Here is a 20,086-nt window from a genome sequence, read left to right as displayed (position 1 = left end):
AAAAATTTATTTAGCTTTTTCACTAGTGGAAAAATCCTTCTCAATCATATCATATTGTTTGCCGATTTCATGGGTCAGAAAGTTAAAACTCTTCATGAATTCACGACGAGTGACAATTCCTTGAAAAATTTGCTGTTCATCAACGACTGGAACAAACGGATTATCAATCATCAAGTGTAACGTCTCTTCAACGTCATCCACATCATGAACCGTCTTAACTTGTGTCTCCATTACGTCACAGACACGTTTTTGCAGTAATATTTCAGTATTCAGTTGATCAAAACCTAACATTTGTTCAGTAATCAGTGGCAACGATACTAAACCTTCAAAGTGACCACCATGATCAAGTACTGGAATTTTGGAATACTTGACCTTCGTTAGTACTAAAAACGCGTGATACAAATTATTATCAGTTTGAACGTTGGCAACCACGTCCGCCGGAATCAAATAATGGTCGGCGTTACGTGACAATAAGTCCTCAACTGGTTGAATTAACATACAGCGCCTCCTTCACTAAGCCCATCCCTTTATTTTAACCGCAAAAGCACTTTGCACAGCCCTAAAAATCAGTTTTTTTACCACATTTTAATCAGCAAAATGAAATTTTAGTTCTGGCACCGCTTGTAGTTGCCGATCATAATATTGGACGTCGATACCTGCGGCTGACGTTGTCACGATGGCGTAGGTGCCACCGATACGTGCAAATTCACCACGCGGATAAGTAATACTACCAGGATTAAGCACGACCACGCCGCCTCGTCGTTCAACACCCAGTTGATGCGTGTGACCAAAGAAAGCCAGCGTCGCATTGTGCACCTCAGCATTAGCTAATAGATGGTCCAATCCCATGTTCACACCGACTAAGTGACCGTGCGTCATGTAGACTGTCACCTCATCAATAGTTAGATTCACTTCATTTGGAATCACGTCATCGAAATCCATATTTCCTTGAACCGTGAATATCTCTTGAAAAACCGCGTCATCATGCGGTAATTCAGAATCACCACAGTGAAAAAAGGCGTCAACCTGACCGCGGTACTTATCAAGCAATCGAACTAACACGTCACGATCGCCATGGCTATCACTCACTACTAAACATTTCATGCTTTCGCCCACCATTCATCGAATTTAGTCATCAGTTGTCGCAAGGCTGCACCCCGATGACTGATTTGATTTTTTTGTGCTGGCGTCAATTCCGCCAAGGATTTTTGAAACTTACTTGACCAAAATAACGGATCATAACCAAACCCATTGTCACCACGGGGGGCAATCAGAATACGGCCGGCTAACTCACCGTTAACGACAAGTTTCTCACCACTGGGTTTAAGGGCAACCAGGGTCGTATGAAAAGTCGCGGTCCGCTCCGCTTCAGGAACGCCACCAAGGTTGGCTAACAACTTGGCATTATTCGCAGCATCATCATGATCACCAGCATACCGTGCCGAAAACACTCCCGGATCACCGTGCAACGCCTTGACCATCAAGCCGGAATCATCCGCAATTGCCGGTAATCCGGTTGCTTCGACCACAACCGTCGCCTTTTTAGTGGCATTTTCTTCAAACGTGATACCGTTCTCCTTAATTTCAGGAATATTTGGAAAATCAGCCAACGTTTTGATGGTAATATCATACGGTGCCAACATCGCGCTAAACTCGCGCGCCTTATTGGCATTGTTAGTCGCAATGATCAATGTTTGTGGTTTAGTCATTCGCTTCACTCCCTAAATCAATATGTTGTGCGTGAAAGTCCGGTTGGCCCAACCAGTTCCGCGCGATTGCTTCGAATTGATCAGCCGCCCCCGTCGTGTAGTACTCATCCGGATAACGCTTAGTAGAACGATCGTTAGCAATATCCAAGTAATCGAGTACCGCCGAGACATCGTTCACCGTTTCGGCACCAGAATCAATCAAGGTCACCCCAGGCCCCATCACATTTTGAATAAGTGGCCGCAATAATGGATAGTGTGTGCAGCCCAAAACAAGCGTATCAACGTCTTGTTTTTTTAGTTGTTTCAACGTTTCCGCAACCACCCGCTTGGCAACCGTTGATTGATACTCATTCGATTCAACCAACGGCACAAACTTTGGGCACGCCTGCGAAACGACCGTCGCAGTAGGATCTTTGGTTAAGATAGCATCTCGATAAGCATTACTACGAATCGTCCCCTCAGTCGCAATCACACCGATTCGATTACGATGAGAAGCTTTTAACGCAGCCCGCGAACCAGGCGCAATCACCCCAATAACGGGAATTGACAACTGCTGCCGCAACGCCGGCAATGCCGCTGCGGTCGCAGTATTACAAGCTATCACGAGCATTTTGATCTGCTTTGCCATTAAGAAATCCGCCATCTGAAAAGAAAAAGTTCGCACTTGTTCAGCTGGTCGCGGACCGTATGGCAAACGCGCCTGATCACCAATAAAATAAACTGTTTCGCGCGGGAGTTGTTTCAAAGCTTGCTTGACGACAGTCAACCCGCCAACCCCCGAATCCATGAAGCCAATTGCATGTTCATTTGCCATTTTAAAATCTCCGTTCACTGAATTCTGAAACTTTATTATGGTCTTTTTTGAAATTGATTTCAAGCCAGACCAATTGCGACGAAATTGTAAAGTTTCCGTTGATAAATTGAAAAAAACCGACACATTGGTGGAAACGGGGTATAATAATGATTATACAGTGGCTAGAATACCACGATTTTTTGCATGGAAAGGAATTATCATGACGAACGACTTTTATTCTCAATTTGCGGGCAACTCGATCAAAGCTTCCATCCTCAGTGTGGAAATCTTGCGAGATGCCTTAATACCAAAGTTATTGGGTGATGACAGTAGTGGCATCCTTTACTGGGCGGGTAAAGACTTGGCACGCCAGTTTCCTGTCGCTAGTGATGATGATCTTGTTACCTTTTTTGAGCAAACCGGCTGGGGTCACCTTGTCGTGATTACAACGACGGATGATCTAATCACGTATGAATTGACTGGTGAGCCGGTCGCTCGGCGTAGCGCCACGATCAAATCACCAGACTTTATGCTTGAAACTGGCTTTCTAGCTGAGCAGTCGGCGCTCCGCACCAACTGTGTGAGTGAAGCTAAAATTACGTTCCAAAATCGCATGCGACTGCGCATTTCAGTTACGATTGATCACAATCAACCAATCGTCAATCACGATCCCGCAACACCAATCGAAATCGTGCGGCCTCAAGTTGAACTTGATGACGAACAACCTGAAGAAGCACAGTAAAAAGGACGGCCACGTGGTCGCCCTTTTTTGCAACGTTAAATAGTTTTCCTTATATAGTCATTATTAACGGTTGTCCCCGGTCTTAAAAAAGAGCACAAAAAAACGCGCCGTTCACTTAAGAAGGCGCGTTCGCTAGCGAACCATCAATGAAATAATGGCCCAGCCTATTATAGATATTGAGCTAAAGTTTGTTGGATCTGTTCCTTGGAATGGTAGCCAACTAAGGTATCAACCACTTCGCCATCCTTCTTAACTAATAAGGTTGGAATGCTCATGATACCAAAGTTGCTGGCCGTTTCAGGGTTGGCGTCGACATCCATCTTATTGAATGTCACCTTGTCACCCATCTCGTCAGCTAATTGTTCGACCACTGGTGACTGCATCCGGCAAGGACCACACCATGTCGCCCAGAAGTCAGTTAACGTTACTCCTGAAGCCGTATCCGTTGTAAAAGTTTTATCAGTAGTTGCTGCGACCATTATAATCGGCCTCCTTTAAGCTTTATCTGTTACTAGTAGTAAGTATACCAGTAACCGGGTGGAACACAAACAATTTGCCTGCAATCAAAGCGCCGATATCGTGCACAGCCATGAATTCGCGTCATCACTGATCTGCACCTGGCACTCGTCACTGGTTATTTGAACTGCACCTCAGTCGCACCATTGCCGCCATGATTTGGCGCAGCAAAGTGAAACGACTTGACTTGCCGATTAGACTTGAGATAGTTGGTAATGCCTTCTCGTAGAGCACCAGTTCCCTTCCCGTGTACGATTGTGACGGAAGGATACCCGGCCAACAACGCAGCATCAATATAGCGATCAACTTGAGTCATCGCGTCTTCATAACGCACACCCCGCAGGTCCAAGTTCGGCGAAACGTGACTCGCGTGGGCACTCTGAACAGTAGCACGCGCGCGTTTTGGCTCTTCTGGCTTAACGCGTTCCAAGTCACCGTCACTAATCTTCATCTTCAAGATGCCGAGTTGGACTTCCCACTCGTGTTTACCCATCTGACGCATCAACACACCACGTTGACCATACGATTTGACCAGCACGTCATCACCTTCATGAAAATCATGTTGGGCTTTGGCACGCCGTAATACACGGTTTTTCTTGAGCTTAGGCTGTTGCTCCAATGCATTCAACGCGCCCTTCGCATCAATCAACTCGTTTTCTTTGACAGTCGCCGTACCACTCGCTAATTGTTTCTTACGCAAATCACTAATGATAGCATCGGCCTTAGTCTTACTTTGCTCAACAATGGTGTTCGCCTGCACTTTGGCATCTTCGATCAACTGATCTTTACGCTGTTGATACGCATTGAATTCGCTCTTCAACTGCCGGTGCAATTTTTCAGAATCTGCCACTTGGGTTTTCAAATTCAGTTGTTCATCTTCAACCTGTTTGCGCTTCGTCACCAAATCCGCAATCATTGCGTTGAGGTCTTGACTATCCGTATCCGTCAACGACCGAGCTTGATCAACAATCGCTTGCGGGATGCCCAACCGCTGTGCGATATCGAGCGCATTACTTCGACCAGGAATCCCGACCAATAGCCGGTACGTCGGCTTGAGTGTTTCTTCGTCAAACTCCATACTAGCATTGATCGTATCAGGTCGGTTAAACCCATACGCCTTAAGTTCTGGGTAGTGAGTCGTCGCAACGACTTGGGTTCCCTTGGCCCCAATGGCATCCAGAATTGCGATTGCCAGTGCCGCACCTTCTTGCGGATCAGTCCCGGCACCCAATTCATCAACGAGTACTAAACTGTGAGCGTCGATCTGCGCTAAGAAACTTTCAATATTTTCCATATGGGATGAGAACGTACTTAAATTCTGTTCGATCGACTGTTCATCACCAATATCCGCAAAGATTTCATTATAAACGCCAACGCGACTTCCGGCTTCAACAGGAATAAATAATCCTGACTGGGCCATCAATTGTAGTAATCCCAGCGTCTTCAACGTAATCGTCTTCCCACCAGTGTTAGGCCCCGTAATGACCATCGCCTGATAATCAGTACCTAAACTAATATCATTGGCAACGACTTTGCGAGGATCAATCAGGGGGTGGCGTGCTTGCCGTAGATAGACTTCATTTTGGGGTGAAACGGCCGGTTCAGTCGCCTTCATATCATGCGCATAACGCGCCTTGGCATTGATAAAGTCGAAATGTCCAAGAATCGCCGCATTATTAATGATTTCGTCCTGGTAAGGCGCAATTAAGTTGGAGAGTTCCTCCAAGATACGCTGTTCTTCTTGCTTTTCCGCAACTTGATTTTGCCGTAACCGGTCATTCATCGCCATGACAGCCTGGGGTTCGATAAAGAGCGTCTGCCCACTCGCTGATTGATCATGCACGATGCCACCAAACCGACTGCGATTCTCGGCCTTGACCGGGATAACGTAACGGTCGTTTCTAATCGTGATGATTGGGTCGCTTAAATACTTGGCATCATGGCCACGGGTATAATGACCCATTTGGTTACGAATCTCCGTTTCAGTACGACGGATATTGCTCCGAATCCGGCTCAGTTCTGGTGACGCCTCATCCGTGATATGACCGTCACCTTCAATGGCAGTAGCGAGGCGCTTCGTCACATCTGGTAAAGTAACTAATTCTGCAACTTCATCAAACAGGTGTCGAATATCATTCTCAGGGGCATCTTCTAGCAACTCGGCAAAAAAGCGCGTGATTGCGCGCGTTGTCCGTAACACCCGCCCAACTTGCCCGAGTTCACTCCCATTCAGGGTCGCACCGATAGCTAACCGTTTCATATGCGGTTTTATATCCGCTAAACGAGCGACCGGAATGCCACCCTTTAAACGATACACTTCTGCCCCATCGTTGGTTTCATCTAAGGCCCGTTGAATATCCGCAACGCTGGTCATTGGGTGTAGTTCATTGAGTGCTTGTTGGCCCGTTGCCGAGACTAAGTATGGTGCTAATTGTTGTTTTACTTGTTGGTACTCTAACGTATTCAATACTTTGGAATTCACTGATATCCCTCCGAAGTTCCAATGAATTACGAAAAGCCGCAAAAAAACGGACAATGCAATTACTTGTCGGCATCATCCGTTTGCATTTTCAATAATTCAGCTTGTTTGTCAACCTGATCTGAAATCGCATTGAATGCGAGCAACGTCGCAATCTCCGTATCAGACAAATCGGGGGCTAATTTTTTTAATTGTGCCGCTTGCTCATTCATCATCCGCGTCACCGTTTGCATGTGACGGTCAGATGCCGTGCCAATGATCGTGTAAGTACGACCATCAATTTCCGCTTTAAAGCGGCGCTTGTTAGCAGTCATCAACATCCCGCTTCCTTTCAATAACAATTAATATTCTAGCATGGTTATCACAATTATGCGACAGTTAGAACCGTCTCATAATTTCTAAAAAAGCCCGCGGACATACGCCCACGAGCTTAATCTACTTTCGACTATTGCATGCCACCGTCATCGGCTAAGAAGGTATTCAAAACTTGCTCAACCATATCCCATTCGTCGTCCGACTCGATCAATTGTAATTCGCCATTGTCGCCATCTTCAGGATTAAAGATGTAGGCTTGAATATCAACTTCATCATCGGCCGCAGCATCAGCTGGATATAATAAAATATAGGAGTGACCGAAATCTTCTGAATCAAACGTGAACAAAATATTAAATAAGGTTTCGTTACCTTCGTCATCAACTAATGTGATCACATCATTGTCTTTACGATCTTGGTTTTGGCTCATGTTAGTTCCTCGCTATTCTTGTGTGAGTTTGCCGTGGCGATCCAAGTAGTTTTGCAAGATTAAACTTGCAGCTAGCTTGTCGATCACCTTTTTGCGTTTCTTACGTGAGGTGTTAGCTTCTTCAACCAACATCCGTTCAGCTTCAACGGTCGTCAGACGTTCATCTTCAAAGTCTACCGGCAAATGAAACCGGGCTGTCAGTAACTCGCCGTAATGTTGCGCCGCCTCAGCCCGTGGTCCCAAGGTATTATTCATATTCTTTGGTAGCCCTAGGACAAAGCCCCCAGCATCCAATTCTTCAACGAGTTCAGCAACCCGGTCGATTCCGAATTCCTCAGCATCCTCATTGATTCGAATAATTTCAACGCCCTGCGCCGTCCATCCAAAAGCATCACTAATGGCAACGCCAACAGTTCTGGAACCTACATCTAACCCCATCAACTTCATGCATCAACATCCTTATCTGCCTTTAAGTAAGACTTGACAAGTTCCTCGATAATCTCATCGCGCTGATGCTTCCGAATTAAGTTCCGAGCATCCTTTAAGCGCGGGATATACGCCGGATCACCGGATAGTAAGTAACCCACGATTTGATTAATCGGATTGTAGCCCTTTTCTTGTAACGCTTCATAAACTGTCGTTAACGTGTCGTGGACATCCTTAACGCTGTCATTATCGAAGTCAAAGTACATTGTTTTGTCTAATGAACTCATATCAAGCACCTCCCGCTAGTTTCCGCTTCTAATCTATTTTACTAAATGCCCATATGAAGTACAATCAATCCACTTTGATGTAACACATTCGTAATAATAACCCGGAGAATGCAGACGTTTTCTGCAAATCCATCCCGATTTACACTGTTTTTTCATATGCTGACATACCCCTGTTTCGAATGTTCGAATAGTTGAAGTCCAAAGCAGGCCCCCCTTGTAACCCAATCTTCTACGAGTTAAGCCGGTCACAAGGTGCCATAACATTAAAAAATCAGTACCGTTAGAACGGTCTCGTCCTAACAGCACTGATTTAATTGTTATTTTGATAGCTTTAACATAGCTAACCAACATAAAAAACAGGATGTGCAACCAAAGCAATCAGTCTTATTGTTCGGCAAGCCACTCATGCGCAGCTTTCAGCGCCGCTGGTAGTCCAGCAGGCTTCTTCCCGCCAGCTTGGGCTAAGGTTGGGCGGCCACCGCCGCCACCACCAACTTTTGGTGCAATGGCTTTGATCAAGTCACCAGCTTTGATACCTGCCTTGACCTTGTCATCACTAACAGCAACTAATAAGTTGACCTTTTCGCCAATGACCGTTCCAAGTACCAGTACGTCAGAATACTGCTTGGTCTTCCAAGTATCGGCCAATTGACGGAGTTGATCCATGCCAGAGACTTCAATTTGTTGGGCGATCAACGTCGTACCGTTCACATCGTCAACTTGATCAAAGACTGCCCCAGCCTGCTGTTTGGCTAAGCGACTTTCGAGGCTGGCCCGGTTCTGTTGTTCCGCTTTGAGATCGGCTTGTAACTGACTAACCTTGGCTGGCGTATCAGCTAACTTCGGTGCCTTGACTTGAGCAGCAACTTGCTTCAAGGTTTGTTCTTCGCCGTCAAGCAGTTCGAAAGCTTCCTTCGAAGTAACGGCTTCAATCCGCCGCGTTCCAGCGCCAATCCCTGTTTCGGAAACAATCTTAAATAGCCCCAATTCACTACTGTTCTTAACGTGGGTCCCACCATCGAATTCGATAGAATAATCACCAATTGAAACAACCCGCACAATTTTGCCATACTTTTCAGTGAAAACCGCAATTGCGCCCATCTTGTGACCAGTTTCTTGGTCAGTTTGAATAGCACTGACTGGTAACGCTGCCCAGATCTTATCATTGACGATTTGTTCAACTTTAGCTAACTCTTCGTCAGTCACTTGACCAAAGTGAGTAAAGTCAAACCGTAAATAATCAGGTTCTACAAGTGAACCAGCTTGTTTCGTATGTTCACCGAGAACGTCACGAAGCGCCTGGTCTAACAAGTGGGTGGCGGTATGATTCTTTTCGACTTTGTTGTGGAATGCCAAGTCAACGTTCAGCGTATAAGTCGCGTCTTTTCGCATTGGTTTCAACACTTCAACGGTGTGTAAATGCTGCTTGTTGGGTGCATTTTGTACGTCAGTCACTTTAGCCACCATTTCACCGGCATCATCTAAGATCACACCACGGTCGGCAACCTGACCACCCATTTCAGCATAAAACGGTGTCTTGCTGAAAATCATCTCAGCTTGACCACTGTCGACGTGATCAACCAGGGTCTCGTCAACAATAATGTCGTTCAAAGTCCCCTGCACATTCGTTAATTCGTCATATCCCACGTATTCACTTGGCGTTTTGATGTCGATCAAGAGACTCCGTTGGACGCCCATGGACTTGGCACTGCTACGTGCATTGCGCGCGCGGTCACGTTGAGCCTTCATTTCAACTTCAAAACCAGCTTCGTCGACATCTAAATCTTCGTCGCCAGCGTATTCCTTAGTTAGTTCGAACGGGAAGCCATAAGTGTCATATAACTTAAATGCATCCTTACCAGCTAGTGTATCGTGACCAGCCTGCTTGGTTTCCGCAATCAAGTTATTTAACAGATTCAACCCATCATTCAAGGTCTCATTGAAGCGACTTTCTTCTGAAGCCACGATCTTTTCGATATACGCACTATTTTCGAGCACGTCGGGATAGTGTGAGGCCATGATCTTACCAACAATCGGTACTAATTGGTCCAAGAAAGCTTCTTTCAAACCTAATTTTTGACCATGTAGGATTGCCCGCCGAATCAACCGCCGAATGACATAACCACGACCTTCGTTGGAAGGTAAGGCCCCGTCACTAATAGCAAACGTAATGGCCCGAGCGTGATCGGCAATCACTTTGAAGGACACGTCGTCCTGGGCGTTATCACCGTAGTGCTTGCCATCACTTAATTCTTCCGTCTTATGAATAATTGGGAGGAATAGGTCAGTTTCAAAATTGGTTTTCGCGTTTTGAAAGACCGAAACGACCCGTTCTAGCCCCATCCCCGTATCAATATTCTTACGCGGGAGTGGTTCGTAAGTACCTTCAGGAGTGTGGTTAAATTGCGAAAAGACAATGTTCCAAACTTCCAAGTAACGTTCATTTTCGCCACCAGGATAGTTTTCCGGGTCATCATCAGCTAAATTATTGAAAGCTTCGCCACGATCATAAAAAATTTCTGAATCGGGGCCAGATGGGCCTTGACCAATGTCCCAGAAGTTATCTTCGACTTTAATGATGTGGTCTGGTTTCACGCCAGTTGCTTCCCAGAATTTCGCGGCATCCGTGTCCTTGGGATAAACAGTCATGTATAACTTGTCAGGATCCCAGCCAAACCATTTTGGTGAGGTCAAGAGTTCCCAAGCCCAACTGATTGCTTCTTTTTTGAAGTAGTCACCAACTGAGAAATTACCAAGCATTTCAAACAACGTGTGGTGCCGCGCCGTCCGCCCAACATTCTCAATATCATTCGTCCGAATACTCTTCTGTGAACTCGTCATGCGAGGGTTATCCGGCACAACGGAGCCATCAAAGTACTTCTTCATCGTTGCAACACCGGAATTGATCCATAATAACGTTGGGTCATCCACGGGAACTAGTGATGCACTAGGGACAATCGTATGACCTTTTTCATGAAAAAAGTCCAAGTACATTTGCCGAATTTCACTACTACTTAATTTTTTCATTTAATTCTGGCATCCTCTCTATCATTCTTAATTTAAGGCAAAAAAACACCGTTGCTAGCAAAGACGCTGTTAACGCGGTACCACTCTGCTTGCAACGATGTGTTCGTTTACCTCTTAAGCTCATTAACGCTGAGACACGGACTAGTTTGCTAGTCATTACTTCTAGGTAGCATCTACCCCACACCGCACTTTTTCCAGCAACCAAAGTGTTTCTTGACCGATATGTGAGATAGATATGTCCTTACTTTGCAAAGTATAGAAAACTTGTGGCAACTTGTCAATACACCACTCAGTTATTTTGCATTAATCTATCCGGATGCACGTCAATTAAGACTTACGATCCTTGCGTTCCTTGCGGGCAGCCGCTCGTTGTTCGATGCGGCGGTCCATCCGCGCCTTATCGCTGATCTTTTTACGAATGCGGCGTTTGTAACCCGGCTTGATCTTTTTCTTGGACTTTTTGACGTAACCAATCAAGGTTGGGTCCAGTTTTTCCTGTTTTGGCCCCCGTTTAGCCCGACGATTACGGTCATATGAATCCACAATCTCACCATCACGAATCGCCTTCGGTTTGAACTTGATCCCCATTGCTTCAACTGCACTGACCTTGGCTTCTTCGCCTGGGCTATATAACGTAATCGCAGTCCCCGCCATTCCATTCCGGCCGGTCCGGCCAACACGGTGAATGAAGAATTCTAAGTCATTCGGAATATCATCATTGATGACGTGTGAAACACCTTCAATATCAATCCCACGGGCAGCTAGATCAGTGGCAACAACAAATTGATACTTCAATTGTTGGACGTCGCGCATAACCCGCTTTCGTTCACGTGGTTGAATATCTCCATGGATCATTGCGACCGTTAAACCTTGTTGGCGCAAATAATGGGTCAACTCTTGAACTCGTTCCTTCGTGTTAGCAAAAATCAACACGAGATACGGTTCACCAATCGTCAGCAAGCGATAAATAATACTGTTTTTATCGTGACTCTTGGTGGAAATCAGCCAGTTATCAATAGTCGGACTAATCACAGATTCTACTGGAATTTCTTCCATAACTGGATTGTTCATGTACTTGCGCAAAAATGGCGTTAATTTTTGTGGCATCGTGGCTGAGAACACCAACATTTGTAAATCAGCAGGCATTCGGCCAGCAATCTGGTCAACCACGTTCAAAAAGCCCAAGTCTAGCGTCATATCGGCTTCATCAACTACTAGCTGAGTCGCACGATGCACATCGAGTGCCTGGGAGCGCATTAAGTCCAGAATCCGTCCTGGGGTCCCAATAATCAACTGTGGTTGGTGCCGATTTAGCTTTTCAATCTGTTCCTGCTTATCAGTCCCACCGACATAGAGTCCAATGTGAATGGCTTTCGGGCTGTGTTGGATCAACTGTTTAGCAGCAGTCTGAATCTGATAAGCTAATTCACGGCTGGGCGTTGTGATAACTGCCTGCACGTAACGTTCATCAGCATTCAGTTGATTGATCATTGGCAGTAAAAACGTATGCGTCTTACCACTCCCAGTTGCTGACTGACCGATAACGCTGCGGCCAGCAGCAATCACTGGAATCAACTTTTCCTGTACCGCAGTCGGTTTGCGGAAATTGATGTCAGTCAGTGCCTGCATCAAGAACGGCTGCAATTTAAAATCTTCAAAACTTGCGGTCATATTTAAACCTCTTTCTCATAATGGCTAGCGACTTGGTCGAGTTCTCGCACTACCGTTTCAATTTCTTGTTGGTCTTTAGCCTTGGCACCGCTCGCTAATGCGTGGCCCCCACCATCATGGTTCTTGGCCACACCGTTGATTGACGGTCCCTTTGAACGTAACCGAATACGGAAGTCACCTTCCTTTTGTTGAACAAAAATCGCCCAGCACTTAACCGTATCAATACGCCCAGGTAATGGGACAACCCCAGCAGTACTAGCATCACCGATTGCAAATGAATCGAGAATCGCATTCGTTAAAATAACGTAAGCTGCACCCGAATCCAACTGTGTCAGATGTTCATAAACGTAGGCCGACAACCGTGCGACTGGTAACGTGATGGTATCTTCAATACGATTGACAACTTCAGCATCCGCACCGGCTTCCATTAAGGCCGCTGCTGCTCGCATGGTACTAGGCTTGGTCGCAGAGTATAGAAAGCGACCGGTGTCCCCAACGATGCCGGCATACAACAACCGAGCGGCGTTAGCCGTTAGCGTTAACTCCGCCGCAAGGGGTGCGTACCAATTATAAATCATCTCACTCGTACTGGAAGCATCAACGTCGACCCACTGTGGGTCACCGAAAGCGTCATCGTTTGGGTGATGATCGATTTTAACAATTGTCTTACCTTGATTCCAAAGTTCACCATCAATTCGGGGCTGATTAGCGGTATCAAGAATTAATACTAGTGCGTCTTGATAGTCCGCTTCGGTAACCTCATCCATTTGTCCTAACCAGTCAAAACCATGGTACTGTTTTCCAGGTGTCAATACCCGCTTCGCAGGAAAGCTAGCTTTAATGATAGCTGCTAACCCTAACTGGCTTCCGATGGCGTCTGGGTCAGGTCGCTGATGACGATGAATGATGATTGTTTTTGCTTGTTTAATTAAGTCAAAAATTGCTGTTTGGACGGTCATAAATGAACCTTCTTACTCTCATAATTTACTGGTGGCGATTAAACTGTCACAGTACTCCAGTATACCGAAGAATCCGCGTCGCGCCAAATAAATTAATTATCATTTGGATAAAGTGGTAACGTTAAGTTCTCAAACGCCAGTGGTGCCAAGCCAGTTAGCGTGATCCCTAACAGGCGGATGCCAGAGTTAAAATGATCATCGACCACCTCTTCAAAAATCTCTTCGGCGTACTGCTCAAACAAGGCCGCGTCATTAGGTATGAATTCACCGAACGTTCGCCGCTTGGTAATTGTGACAAAGTCACCGTAACGCAACTTGAGAACGAGTGTTTTACCGTGGCGCTGATGCGATTGCATGCTAGCTGCTACCAACTTAGCGATGGCCTTCAAGTGCGTATTAACTTCCGTCGTCGATTGGAGAAACGGTCCAAACGTCCGCTCTTTGCCGATTGATTTCCGTTCACGTAAATACTCGACTGGCCGATCATCACTGCCGCGCACTCGCCGGTATAAAATATAGCCCAACTTGCCAAATTGTTTGATTAGGTCTAATTCAGACTGTGCGTATAAATCCTGTCCAGTCTTGATTCCTAAATCGTGCATTTTAGGTACCGTCTTTTTACCGACACCCCGAAATTTCTCGATGGGTTCACGTAACAAAAATGGTTCTGCATCCTGTGGTAATACGATCGTCACACCCGCTGGTTTTCGATAATCTGATGCTAGTTTGGCAATGAATTTGTTGTAGGAGATTCCCGTTGAACAAGTTAAATGTGTTTGATGCCAAATTTCTTGTTGTAATCGGTGCGCCAGTTCGACCGCACTATGGATGTGTTTCTTATTCGTAGTCACATCCAAGTAAGCCTCATCAAAGGCAATTGGCTCAATCATCTCTGTATACTCATGGAAAATACGATGAATCTGCGCCGAAACTTCGCGGTACAACGGAAAGTTGGGCGTCTTAAATACTGCTGTTGGGCAGAGTTCTAATGCTTTAGCAGCTGGCATCGCCGAGTGAACACCAAATTGGCGGGCAACATAGTTAGCCGTCGTCACAACGCCTCGCCCACCTGTCTGCCGAGGATCATGCGCGATCACTAACGGCTGCGTCTTGTAGGCTGGATGCTCCCGCTCTTCGATCGACGCATAAAACGCGTCCATGTCCACATGAATAATTTTCCGACTCGTATCCACCCGAATAGGCGCTTCAACAATTGACTGTGCCATCCGCCGCCCCTCCAATCCTTAGTACTTTCATTATACACGAACATACGTTCAAAAGCGCGTTTCAAGACCAAAAAATAAGCAAAAAAAATAAGCGGTCATCAGTAATGATCGACCACTTATGGTGTAAACCTATTTTGCTTCAGAATCAGCATTATCGTCGGCGGCTGAGCTTGCCGATTCAACTTCAGAAGTAGCAGCTGATTCAGCCGCTGCCCCAGATTCTGGTGCAACTGTCTTAGCTTGTGCATCTTCGGCTGGAGAAATCTTAGCAACAGCGTTCAAATCAAAAACCAAGTAGATGCCATCACAGTCTAAAGTAACTGTTTTTTCGGTTTCGTTAACTTCATCAACGACCCCGTGCAAGCGACCAATTGTCGTAACCTTGTCACCACGTTTGATTTTGCTTAACATTTGTTGATGTTGTTGTTGTTGTTTCCGTTGTGGACGGATCATGAAGAAGTATAAGAATGCGAACATGACCACGATAAACAGAATTGATGCCATTTGACCCATTTAATATCGCTCCTACTCTAATTAAAAGTTTGACTATCTTTAACTTTAACAAATTACAGTCTGAAATACCAGTAGCACTAAAAGTTTTTCGGGTTTTTATCGTTAAAACCGTACATTTCAAAGAAGTTCTGGCGAAACTCCAGTAAATTATCATCCATAATGGCTTGACGAACTTGCTTCATTAAGTGTAACAAGAAATATAAGTTATGATAACTCGTCAAACGCAAACCAAACGTCTCGTCCGCCTTAATCAAATGACGAATATAAGCACGCGTGAAATTACGACAGGTATAACAATCACAATTATCATCTAACGGGGTGAAATCGTGAGCGTAGGCCGCATTTTTGACAACTAAACGCCCATGGGACGTCATGCAAGTGCCATTACGGGCAATCCGAGTCGGTAAGACACAGTCAAACATATCGACCCCACGAATTGCACCGTCGATCAAGGCATCCGCAGAGCCAACTCCCATCAAGTAACGGGGTTTATTTTCTGGCAATAGTGGCGTCGTGAAGTCTAAAACATGATTCATCTCAGCCTTCGATTCACCCACTGATAAGCCCCCAATCGAGTAGCCTGGAAAGTCCAAGCTAACAAGATCTTTGGCACTCTGTTCACGCAAGTCTTTAAAGCCCGCACCTTGAACAATCCCAAACAAGCCTTGGTAATCAGGATGTTGATGAACCTTCAATCCCCGCTCTGCCCAGCGACTTGTCCGGGCAACTGACTTGCTAACATAGTCGTAACTTTCAAAGAATGGTGGGCATTCATCCAAACTCATCATGATATCTGGGCCAAGATCATTTTCGATTTGAATAGCCTTTTCAGGAGATAAGAACATCTTTGAGCCATTCAGATGATTCTTAAAGTGGACCCCTTCTTCCGTAATATCACGGTTTTTAGCCAGGGAAAAGACTTGAAACCCACCTGAATCCGTCAAGATTCCCTTTTTCCAATTCATAAACTGATGTAACCCGCCAGCTTCTTTCACGATTTGCTCGCCTGGCCGTAACCACAGATGGTACGTATTCGATAAGATAACACCCGCACCCATCGCGTCTAATTCTTCGGGTGCCAGTGACTTAACACTGGCTTGCGTCCCAACGGGCATAAACATCGGTGTTGGAAAGGTCCCGTGTGGCGTAATCAATTCGCCAAGGCGGGCTCCTGTGTGTTTTTCTTTCTTAATTAATCGGTATTTAATTGCCGGTTCCATATCTGTTCCTCCGTATTAAAATGTTGCTAAACTCAAATAATGATAGCACGAAATCCAGCCGTGAACCAGTCGCGGCAATTGGCGTGGGCACCCACGTGGCTTTAGTCAGTCTGTTAACAAAGCGTTCAAACGTCAAATAGTCGCCTCAAGAATGCATTTTAACTTCTTGAAGCGACTATTGACAATCTTTATTATCTCCAGAGCTAAAACGGCAGCTTGAAATTAGCGATACGCCTCGTATAATACGGCATTTTAATATTCAACCGTCATCCGTTTCAAAATAAGCGATCGCGTTTAAAGCCAGTTATACTAGTGAATAAACATCGCATCGCCAAAACTGAAGAAGCGATACTTTTCATCAATCGCATGTTGATAAGCCTTCAAAATCATATCACGGCCCGTAAAGGCAGCCACTAACATGACCAAGGTCGACTTCGGTAAATGAAAGTTCGTGATGAACGCATCAACGACTTTCCATTGATAACCAGGTTTGATAAAGATATCCGTCCAACCCGAATCCGGCTTGATTTCACCATCAAACTTACTACCAATGGTCTCTAACGTCCGGATTGACGTTGTCCCGGTTGCAATGATGCGCCCACCATTTTGCCGTACTTCATTCAACGTCTTAGCAGCATCTTCGTCCAATCGATAAAATTCACTGTGCATCTTATGATCATCGATATTATCTTCTTCAACTGGCCGGAACGTCCCTAGTCCGACATGCAGCGTCAAGTAAACCAACTTAATACCCTTGTCTTGAACTTTTTGTAAGAGTTCCTTCGTCCAGTGTAAACCAGCTGTTGGCGCAGCTGCCGAGCCATTTTCCTTGGCATAAACAGTCTGATAACGGTCTGGATCATCGAGTTTTTCTTTAATATATGGTGGCAATGGCGTTTCACCCAGGCTCTCCAAAATTTCCATGAAGATCCCATCGTAATGAAACTCGATCATCCGAATGCCATCTTCCTTTTCGGCCGTTACGGTCGCCGTCAACTTACCATCGCCAAATGAGATCACGGTACCGACCTTGGCACGTTTGGCAGGTTTCATGAGTGTCTCCCATTCATCACCTTCCGTATTATGCAATAATAGGACTTCAGCGTGACCACCAGTTTCAGGTTTAACACCATACAAACGAGCTGGCATAACGCGGGAATTATTCATAACGACCGCATCGCCTGGATTGAGTTGATCAATAATATCGTAGAAATGCTTATCTTGCATTTCGCCCGTTTGGCGATCCAATTCCAACAACCGTGAACTATCCCGTTTTTTGATTGGTGTCTGGGCAATCAGTTCATGTGGTAAATCATAATCAAAATCTTCAAGTGTTAAACTCATGTTGTGACCTCTTATCTTTATTTATTTTCTGGGTATGGGAATCCCAAATGCTGATAACCTTTAATTGTAACAACGCGTCCACGTTGTGTTCGCTTCAAGAACCCAATCTGGAGTAAGTACGGTTCGACCACTTCCGCGATTGTATCCGTTTCTTCACCAATATTGGCCGCAATCGTAGCAAGCCCGACCGGACCCCCGTCATAATACTCTAGCATCGTTCGTAAGAGCTTATTGTCAGTCTCGTCCAAGCCGGCATCATCTACGCGTAAATATGTCAGTGATCGCGCCACGATGGCCTCATCAATGGCGTCTTGATCCGCCACTTCTGCAAAATCACGAATTCGCTTGAACAAGCGATTAGCAATGCGGGGCGTTCCCCGTGAGCGACGCGCAATTTCGTGGGCACCCGATGGTTTGATACTCGTTTGAAAAATATCTGCAGTCCGCTTAACGATATCTTCCAAATCAGCAACTTCATAGTACGCCATATGTTCGACGATTCCAAATCGGTCACGTAACGGAGCTGACAGCATACCAGCTCGGGTGGTCGCGCCAATCAGCGTAAACGGCGGCAGTGGAAAGTGCACGGGATGGGCGGTTGGCCCCTGTCCGACCACGATATCGACAAAAAAATCTTCCATGGCCGAATACAACATTTCTTCAACGATTTTCGGTAACCGGTGAATTTCGTCAATAAATAAGATATCACCCGGCTCCAGTTCATTCAAGAGCGCAACCAAATCACCTGGCTTTTCGATTGCAGGGCCACTGGTCGTGCGGATATTGACCTGCATCTCGTTGGCGATTACCATCGCTAGCGTGGTCTTCCCTAATCCCGGTGGACCATACAGCAAAACGTGATCCAAGGATTCCTCACGCTTGCGGGCCGCTTCAATATACACTCCTAATTCGTGCTTGACCCGGGCCTGACCAATATACTGGGCTAACGTTTGCGGACGGAGCGATTTTTCTAATGACGCCTCTTCGTCATCGGCTTTGTCACCGGATAATAACTTGTCATCGTCCATTTAGTTACCCCTCCCATCTACTTCTTCATCAATAGTCGTAGTCCTTCACTCAACAAGGTGTTCGTATCGGCCCCTTGTGTCTGACTAAACGTCTCCAACTTCTTAGTGACCTTCTTGACATCCGCTTTCGAATAGCCAAGAGCTTCCAGAGCCGCCAACGCGTCCGCTAACGCGCCATCAACAGCAGGAGCATCCACATCGAGCGCAGTTTGACCAGTCACATCAACGTTTAGATCGTTTAATTTACCTTTCAAGTCCAGCACGATTTGCTGAGCTGTCTTCTTGCCCACGCCAGGAAAACTCGTCAGATAAGTCGCATTCTCTTGATTGATGGCTTGGATCAGACCTGCATGGTCGTTGTTGGCCAAAATCGCGAGGGCCGACTTCGGACCAATTCCCGAAACCCCGAGCAACTTTTCGAACAACGCCTTCTCGTCAGCATCAAAAAAGCCAAATAGGCTCATGCCATTTTCGCTGACGGCTTGATGGATATACATCTTAACTGCTGTTGGGCCCACCTGGTAACGGTATGGATTAGCCGTTAGCACTTTATAACCAATGCCGCTGACCTCAATCACCACATAACCGGGGGTTACATCGGTCACTTGACCGAGAAAATATTCGTACACCGAAAAAACTCCTTTAAATAAAACGTATGTTTGCTTGCTAAATTGTACCACATTTTCACAGTGGCTTAACACTGGTGCACCGATAAAAAACAAATTTTAATGTTAAATCAATTTCACCTCGATTGACGGATTTCGTTGCAAGAAATGCTTGCCGCCACGTTAACGTCATGCTATGCTCAAAGTCCTAGGGAGGTCTCGCTATGCAACTCAAACCGTTTAAAGCGGTGTTACCAACCACAACTGGTCAAACTAAAATTCAAACAGCTGCGACCAATTGGGACAGCCAGGATACAATGACGACAACCGAAGCCAGCTATTACTGGTACGAACTCACACTCAACGGTGTTCACCAGTGGCGCTTAATTGGCAGCTGGCCGGTGGATCAAACCGTGACGACCATGGTTCCCGGCACGATCAACACAGTCCTTTACCCACAGCAGCCCGTTATCGAGATGTTGATTGACGACTGGGTCGGTCATTTTGCCCCGGTCGTCGAGGTGACGGATACCGCGCACGTCACACATCGACTCTGGCAGATTACTGAGTCTGAGGTCAATACCGACATCACAACGGCCATGGCACCCGTTATCCCGCAGAAAACGTGGTTGACAACGGTCAGCACGCCACTCGTCATGTTAGTCTCAACCAGTGAATGGCAAAAATTAGTCACTGCACCGGTCATTCCCGAACAATTAATTGCGTTAGCGACACCTCATAATTAACCAGTCGTGGCTGTTAATTGTGAATTTCGCTATGGCATACATTCGTTTGTGTT

Annotated in this window: 21 protein-coding genes; 2 read left to right on the top strand and 19 right to left on the bottom strand. The window is 45.9% G+C overall.

Annotated features, from left to right (window positions below):
* Nucleotides 1-6 precede the first annotated feature (6 nt).
* The 4 genes from cbpB to racE form a co-directional block, all read right to left on the bottom strand.
* Nucleotides 7-498, bottom strand: coding sequence for a cyclic-di-AMP-binding protein CbpB (cbpB, locus tag MMY95_RS01280; protein WP_003641533.1), 492 nt, complete (start codon nucleotides 496-498; stop codon nucleotides 7-9).
* A gap of 87 nt (nucleotides 499-585) precedes the next feature.
* A complete protein-coding gene (locus tag MMY95_RS01275; RefSeq protein WP_053267784.1) occupies nucleotides 586-1,104 on the bottom strand; it encodes a metallophosphoesterase in 519 nt (172 codons plus the stop codon).
* Nucleotides 1,101-1,709: an XTP/dITP diphosphatase gene (locus tag MMY95_RS01270; protein WP_003641531.1), complete on the bottom strand. Its 609-nt coding sequence runs from the start codon at nucleotides 1,707-1,709 to the stop codon at nucleotides 1,101-1,103. The genes MMY95_RS01275 and MMY95_RS01270 overlap by 4 nt, the downstream gene beginning before the upstream one ends.
* Entirely contained in the window at nucleotides 1,702-2,523 is an 822-nt protein-coding gene (gene racE / locus MMY95_RS01265; protein WP_003644631.1) for a glutamate racemase, read from the bottom strand. Before racE ends, MMY95_RS01270 begins: the two co-directional genes overlap by 8 nt.
* A 199-nt stretch (nucleotides 2,524-2,722) precedes the next feature.
* Here racE and MMY95_RS01260 point away from each other — a divergent pair, with 199 nt between their 5' ends.
* Entirely contained in the window at nucleotides 2,723-3,244 is a 522-nt protein-coding gene (locus MMY95_RS01260) for a YslB family protein (protein ID WP_033099034.1), read from the top strand.
* A gap of 167 nt (nucleotides 3,245-3,411) precedes the next feature.
* On the opposite strand, the gene trxA is transcribed toward MMY95_RS01260, so the two are convergent.
* From trxA to ruvA, 15 genes are all read right to left on the bottom strand, one after another.
* Nucleotides 3,412-3,723, bottom strand: coding sequence for a thioredoxin (gene trxA / locus MMY95_RS01255; protein WP_003641528.1), 312 nt, complete (start codon nucleotides 3,721-3,723; stop codon nucleotides 3,412-3,414).
* Nucleotides 3,724-3,878: 155 nt separating this feature from the next.
* Nucleotides 3,879-6,242, bottom strand: a complete 2,364-nt coding sequence (locus MMY95_RS01250; protein ID WP_053267783.1) for an endonuclease MutS2 — start codon at nucleotides 6,240-6,242, stop codon at nucleotides 3,879-3,881.
* Nucleotides 6,243-6,301: 59 nt separating this feature from the next.
* Nucleotides 6,302-6,553, bottom strand: coding sequence for a cell division protein ZapA (gene zapA, locus MMY95_RS01245; protein WP_053267782.1), 252 nt, complete (start codon nucleotides 6,551-6,553; stop codon nucleotides 6,302-6,304).
* Between the two features lie 131 nt (nucleotides 6,554-6,684).
* Nucleotides 6,685-6,981: a DUF1292 domain-containing protein gene (locus tag MMY95_RS01240; RefSeq protein ID WP_003641525.1), complete on the bottom strand. Its 297-nt coding sequence runs from the start codon at nucleotides 6,979-6,981 to the stop codon at nucleotides 6,685-6,687.
* 12 nt (nucleotides 6,982-6,993) lie between these two features.
* Nucleotides 6,994-7,428 carry a Holliday junction resolvase RuvX gene (ruvX, locus tag MMY95_RS01235; protein WP_003641524.1) on the bottom strand — a complete coding sequence of 145 codons (435 nt, stop codon included), beginning with the start codon at nucleotides 7,426-7,428 and terminating at the stop codon, nucleotides 6,994-6,996.
* Entirely contained in the window at nucleotides 7,425-7,694 is a 270-nt protein-coding gene (locus MMY95_RS01230; RefSeq protein WP_003641523.1) for an IreB family regulatory phosphoprotein, read from the bottom strand. The genes ruvX and MMY95_RS01230 overlap by 4 nt, the downstream gene beginning before the upstream one ends.
* A 384-nt stretch (nucleotides 7,695-8,078) precedes the next feature.
* Complete coding sequence (gene alaS, locus MMY95_RS01225; RefSeq protein WP_053267781.1) at nucleotides 8,079-10,721, bottom strand: alanine--tRNA ligase; 2,643 nt, start codon at nucleotides 10,719-10,721, stop codon at nucleotides 8,079-8,081.
* Nucleotides 10,722-11,048: 327 nt separating this feature from the next.
* The gene (locus tag MMY95_RS01220; RefSeq protein WP_003645450.1) at nucleotides 11,049-12,392 is read right to left on the bottom strand and encodes a DEAD/DEAH box helicase; all 1,344 of its coding nucleotides are present in this window, start codon (nucleotides 12,390-12,392) and stop codon (nucleotides 11,049-11,051) included.
* Between the two features lie 2 nt (nucleotides 12,393-12,394).
* Complete coding sequence (locus MMY95_RS01215; protein ID WP_104795816.1) at nucleotides 12,395-13,351, bottom strand: bifunctional oligoribonuclease/PAP phosphatase NrnA; 957 nt, start codon at nucleotides 13,349-13,351, stop codon at nucleotides 12,395-12,397.
* A gap of 92 nt (nucleotides 13,352-13,443) precedes the next feature.
* Nucleotides 13,444-14,577, bottom strand: a complete 1,134-nt coding sequence (dinB, locus tag MMY95_RS01210) for a DNA polymerase IV (RefSeq protein WP_003641518.1) — start codon at nucleotides 14,575-14,577, stop codon at nucleotides 13,444-13,446.
* A 129-nt stretch (nucleotides 14,578-14,706) separates the two neighbouring features.
* Nucleotides 14,707-15,090, bottom strand: coding sequence for a preprotein translocase subunit YajC (gene yajC / locus MMY95_RS01205; RefSeq protein ID WP_003645451.1), 384 nt, complete (start codon nucleotides 15,088-15,090; stop codon nucleotides 14,707-14,709).
* A 77-nt stretch (nucleotides 15,091-15,167) separates the two neighbouring features.
* Nucleotides 15,168-16,310 (bottom strand): tRNA guanosine(34) transglycosylase Tgt, encoded by a 1,143-nt coding sequence (gene tgt, locus MMY95_RS01200; protein WP_003641516.1) that lies wholly within the window; start codon nucleotides 16,308-16,310, stop codon nucleotides 15,168-15,170.
* Between the two features lie 309 nt (nucleotides 16,311-16,619).
* Nucleotides 16,620-17,654 (bottom strand): tRNA preQ1(34) S-adenosylmethionine ribosyltransferase-isomerase QueA, encoded by a 1,035-nt coding sequence (gene queA / locus MMY95_RS01195; protein ID WP_003641515.1) that lies wholly within the window; start codon nucleotides 17,652-17,654, stop codon nucleotides 16,620-16,622.
* Between the two features lie 17 nt (nucleotides 17,655-17,671).
* Nucleotides 17,672-18,682 carry a Holliday junction branch migration DNA helicase RuvB gene (gene ruvB, locus MMY95_RS01190; protein WP_003641514.1) on the bottom strand — a complete coding sequence of 337 codons (1,011 nt, stop codon included), beginning with the start codon at nucleotides 18,680-18,682 and terminating at the stop codon, nucleotides 17,672-17,674.
* 17 nt (nucleotides 18,683-18,699) lie between these two features.
* Entirely contained in the window at nucleotides 18,700-19,311 is a 612-nt protein-coding gene (ruvA, locus tag MMY95_RS01185; RefSeq protein WP_003644635.1) for a Holliday junction branch migration protein RuvA, read from the bottom strand.
* Between the two features lie 200 nt (nucleotides 19,312-19,511).
* Between ruvA and MMY95_RS01180 the strand changes: the two genes are divergently transcribed.
* Nucleotides 19,512-20,033 (top strand): hypothetical protein, encoded by a 522-nt coding sequence (locus MMY95_RS01180; protein WP_003645455.1) that lies wholly within the window; start codon nucleotides 19,512-19,514, stop codon nucleotides 20,031-20,033.
* Nucleotides 20,034-20,086: the final 53 nt, after the last annotated feature.

Source organism: Lactiplantibacillus sp. ME-2 (genome assembly GCF_022549155.1).
Classification (GTDB): Bacteria; Bacillota; Bacilli; order Lactobacillales; family Lactobacillaceae; genus Lactiplantibacillus; species Lactiplantibacillus plantarum.
The sequence above is the reverse complement of the archived record's forward strand: the minus strand, read 5'-3'. Positions and strand labels throughout refer to the sequence as shown.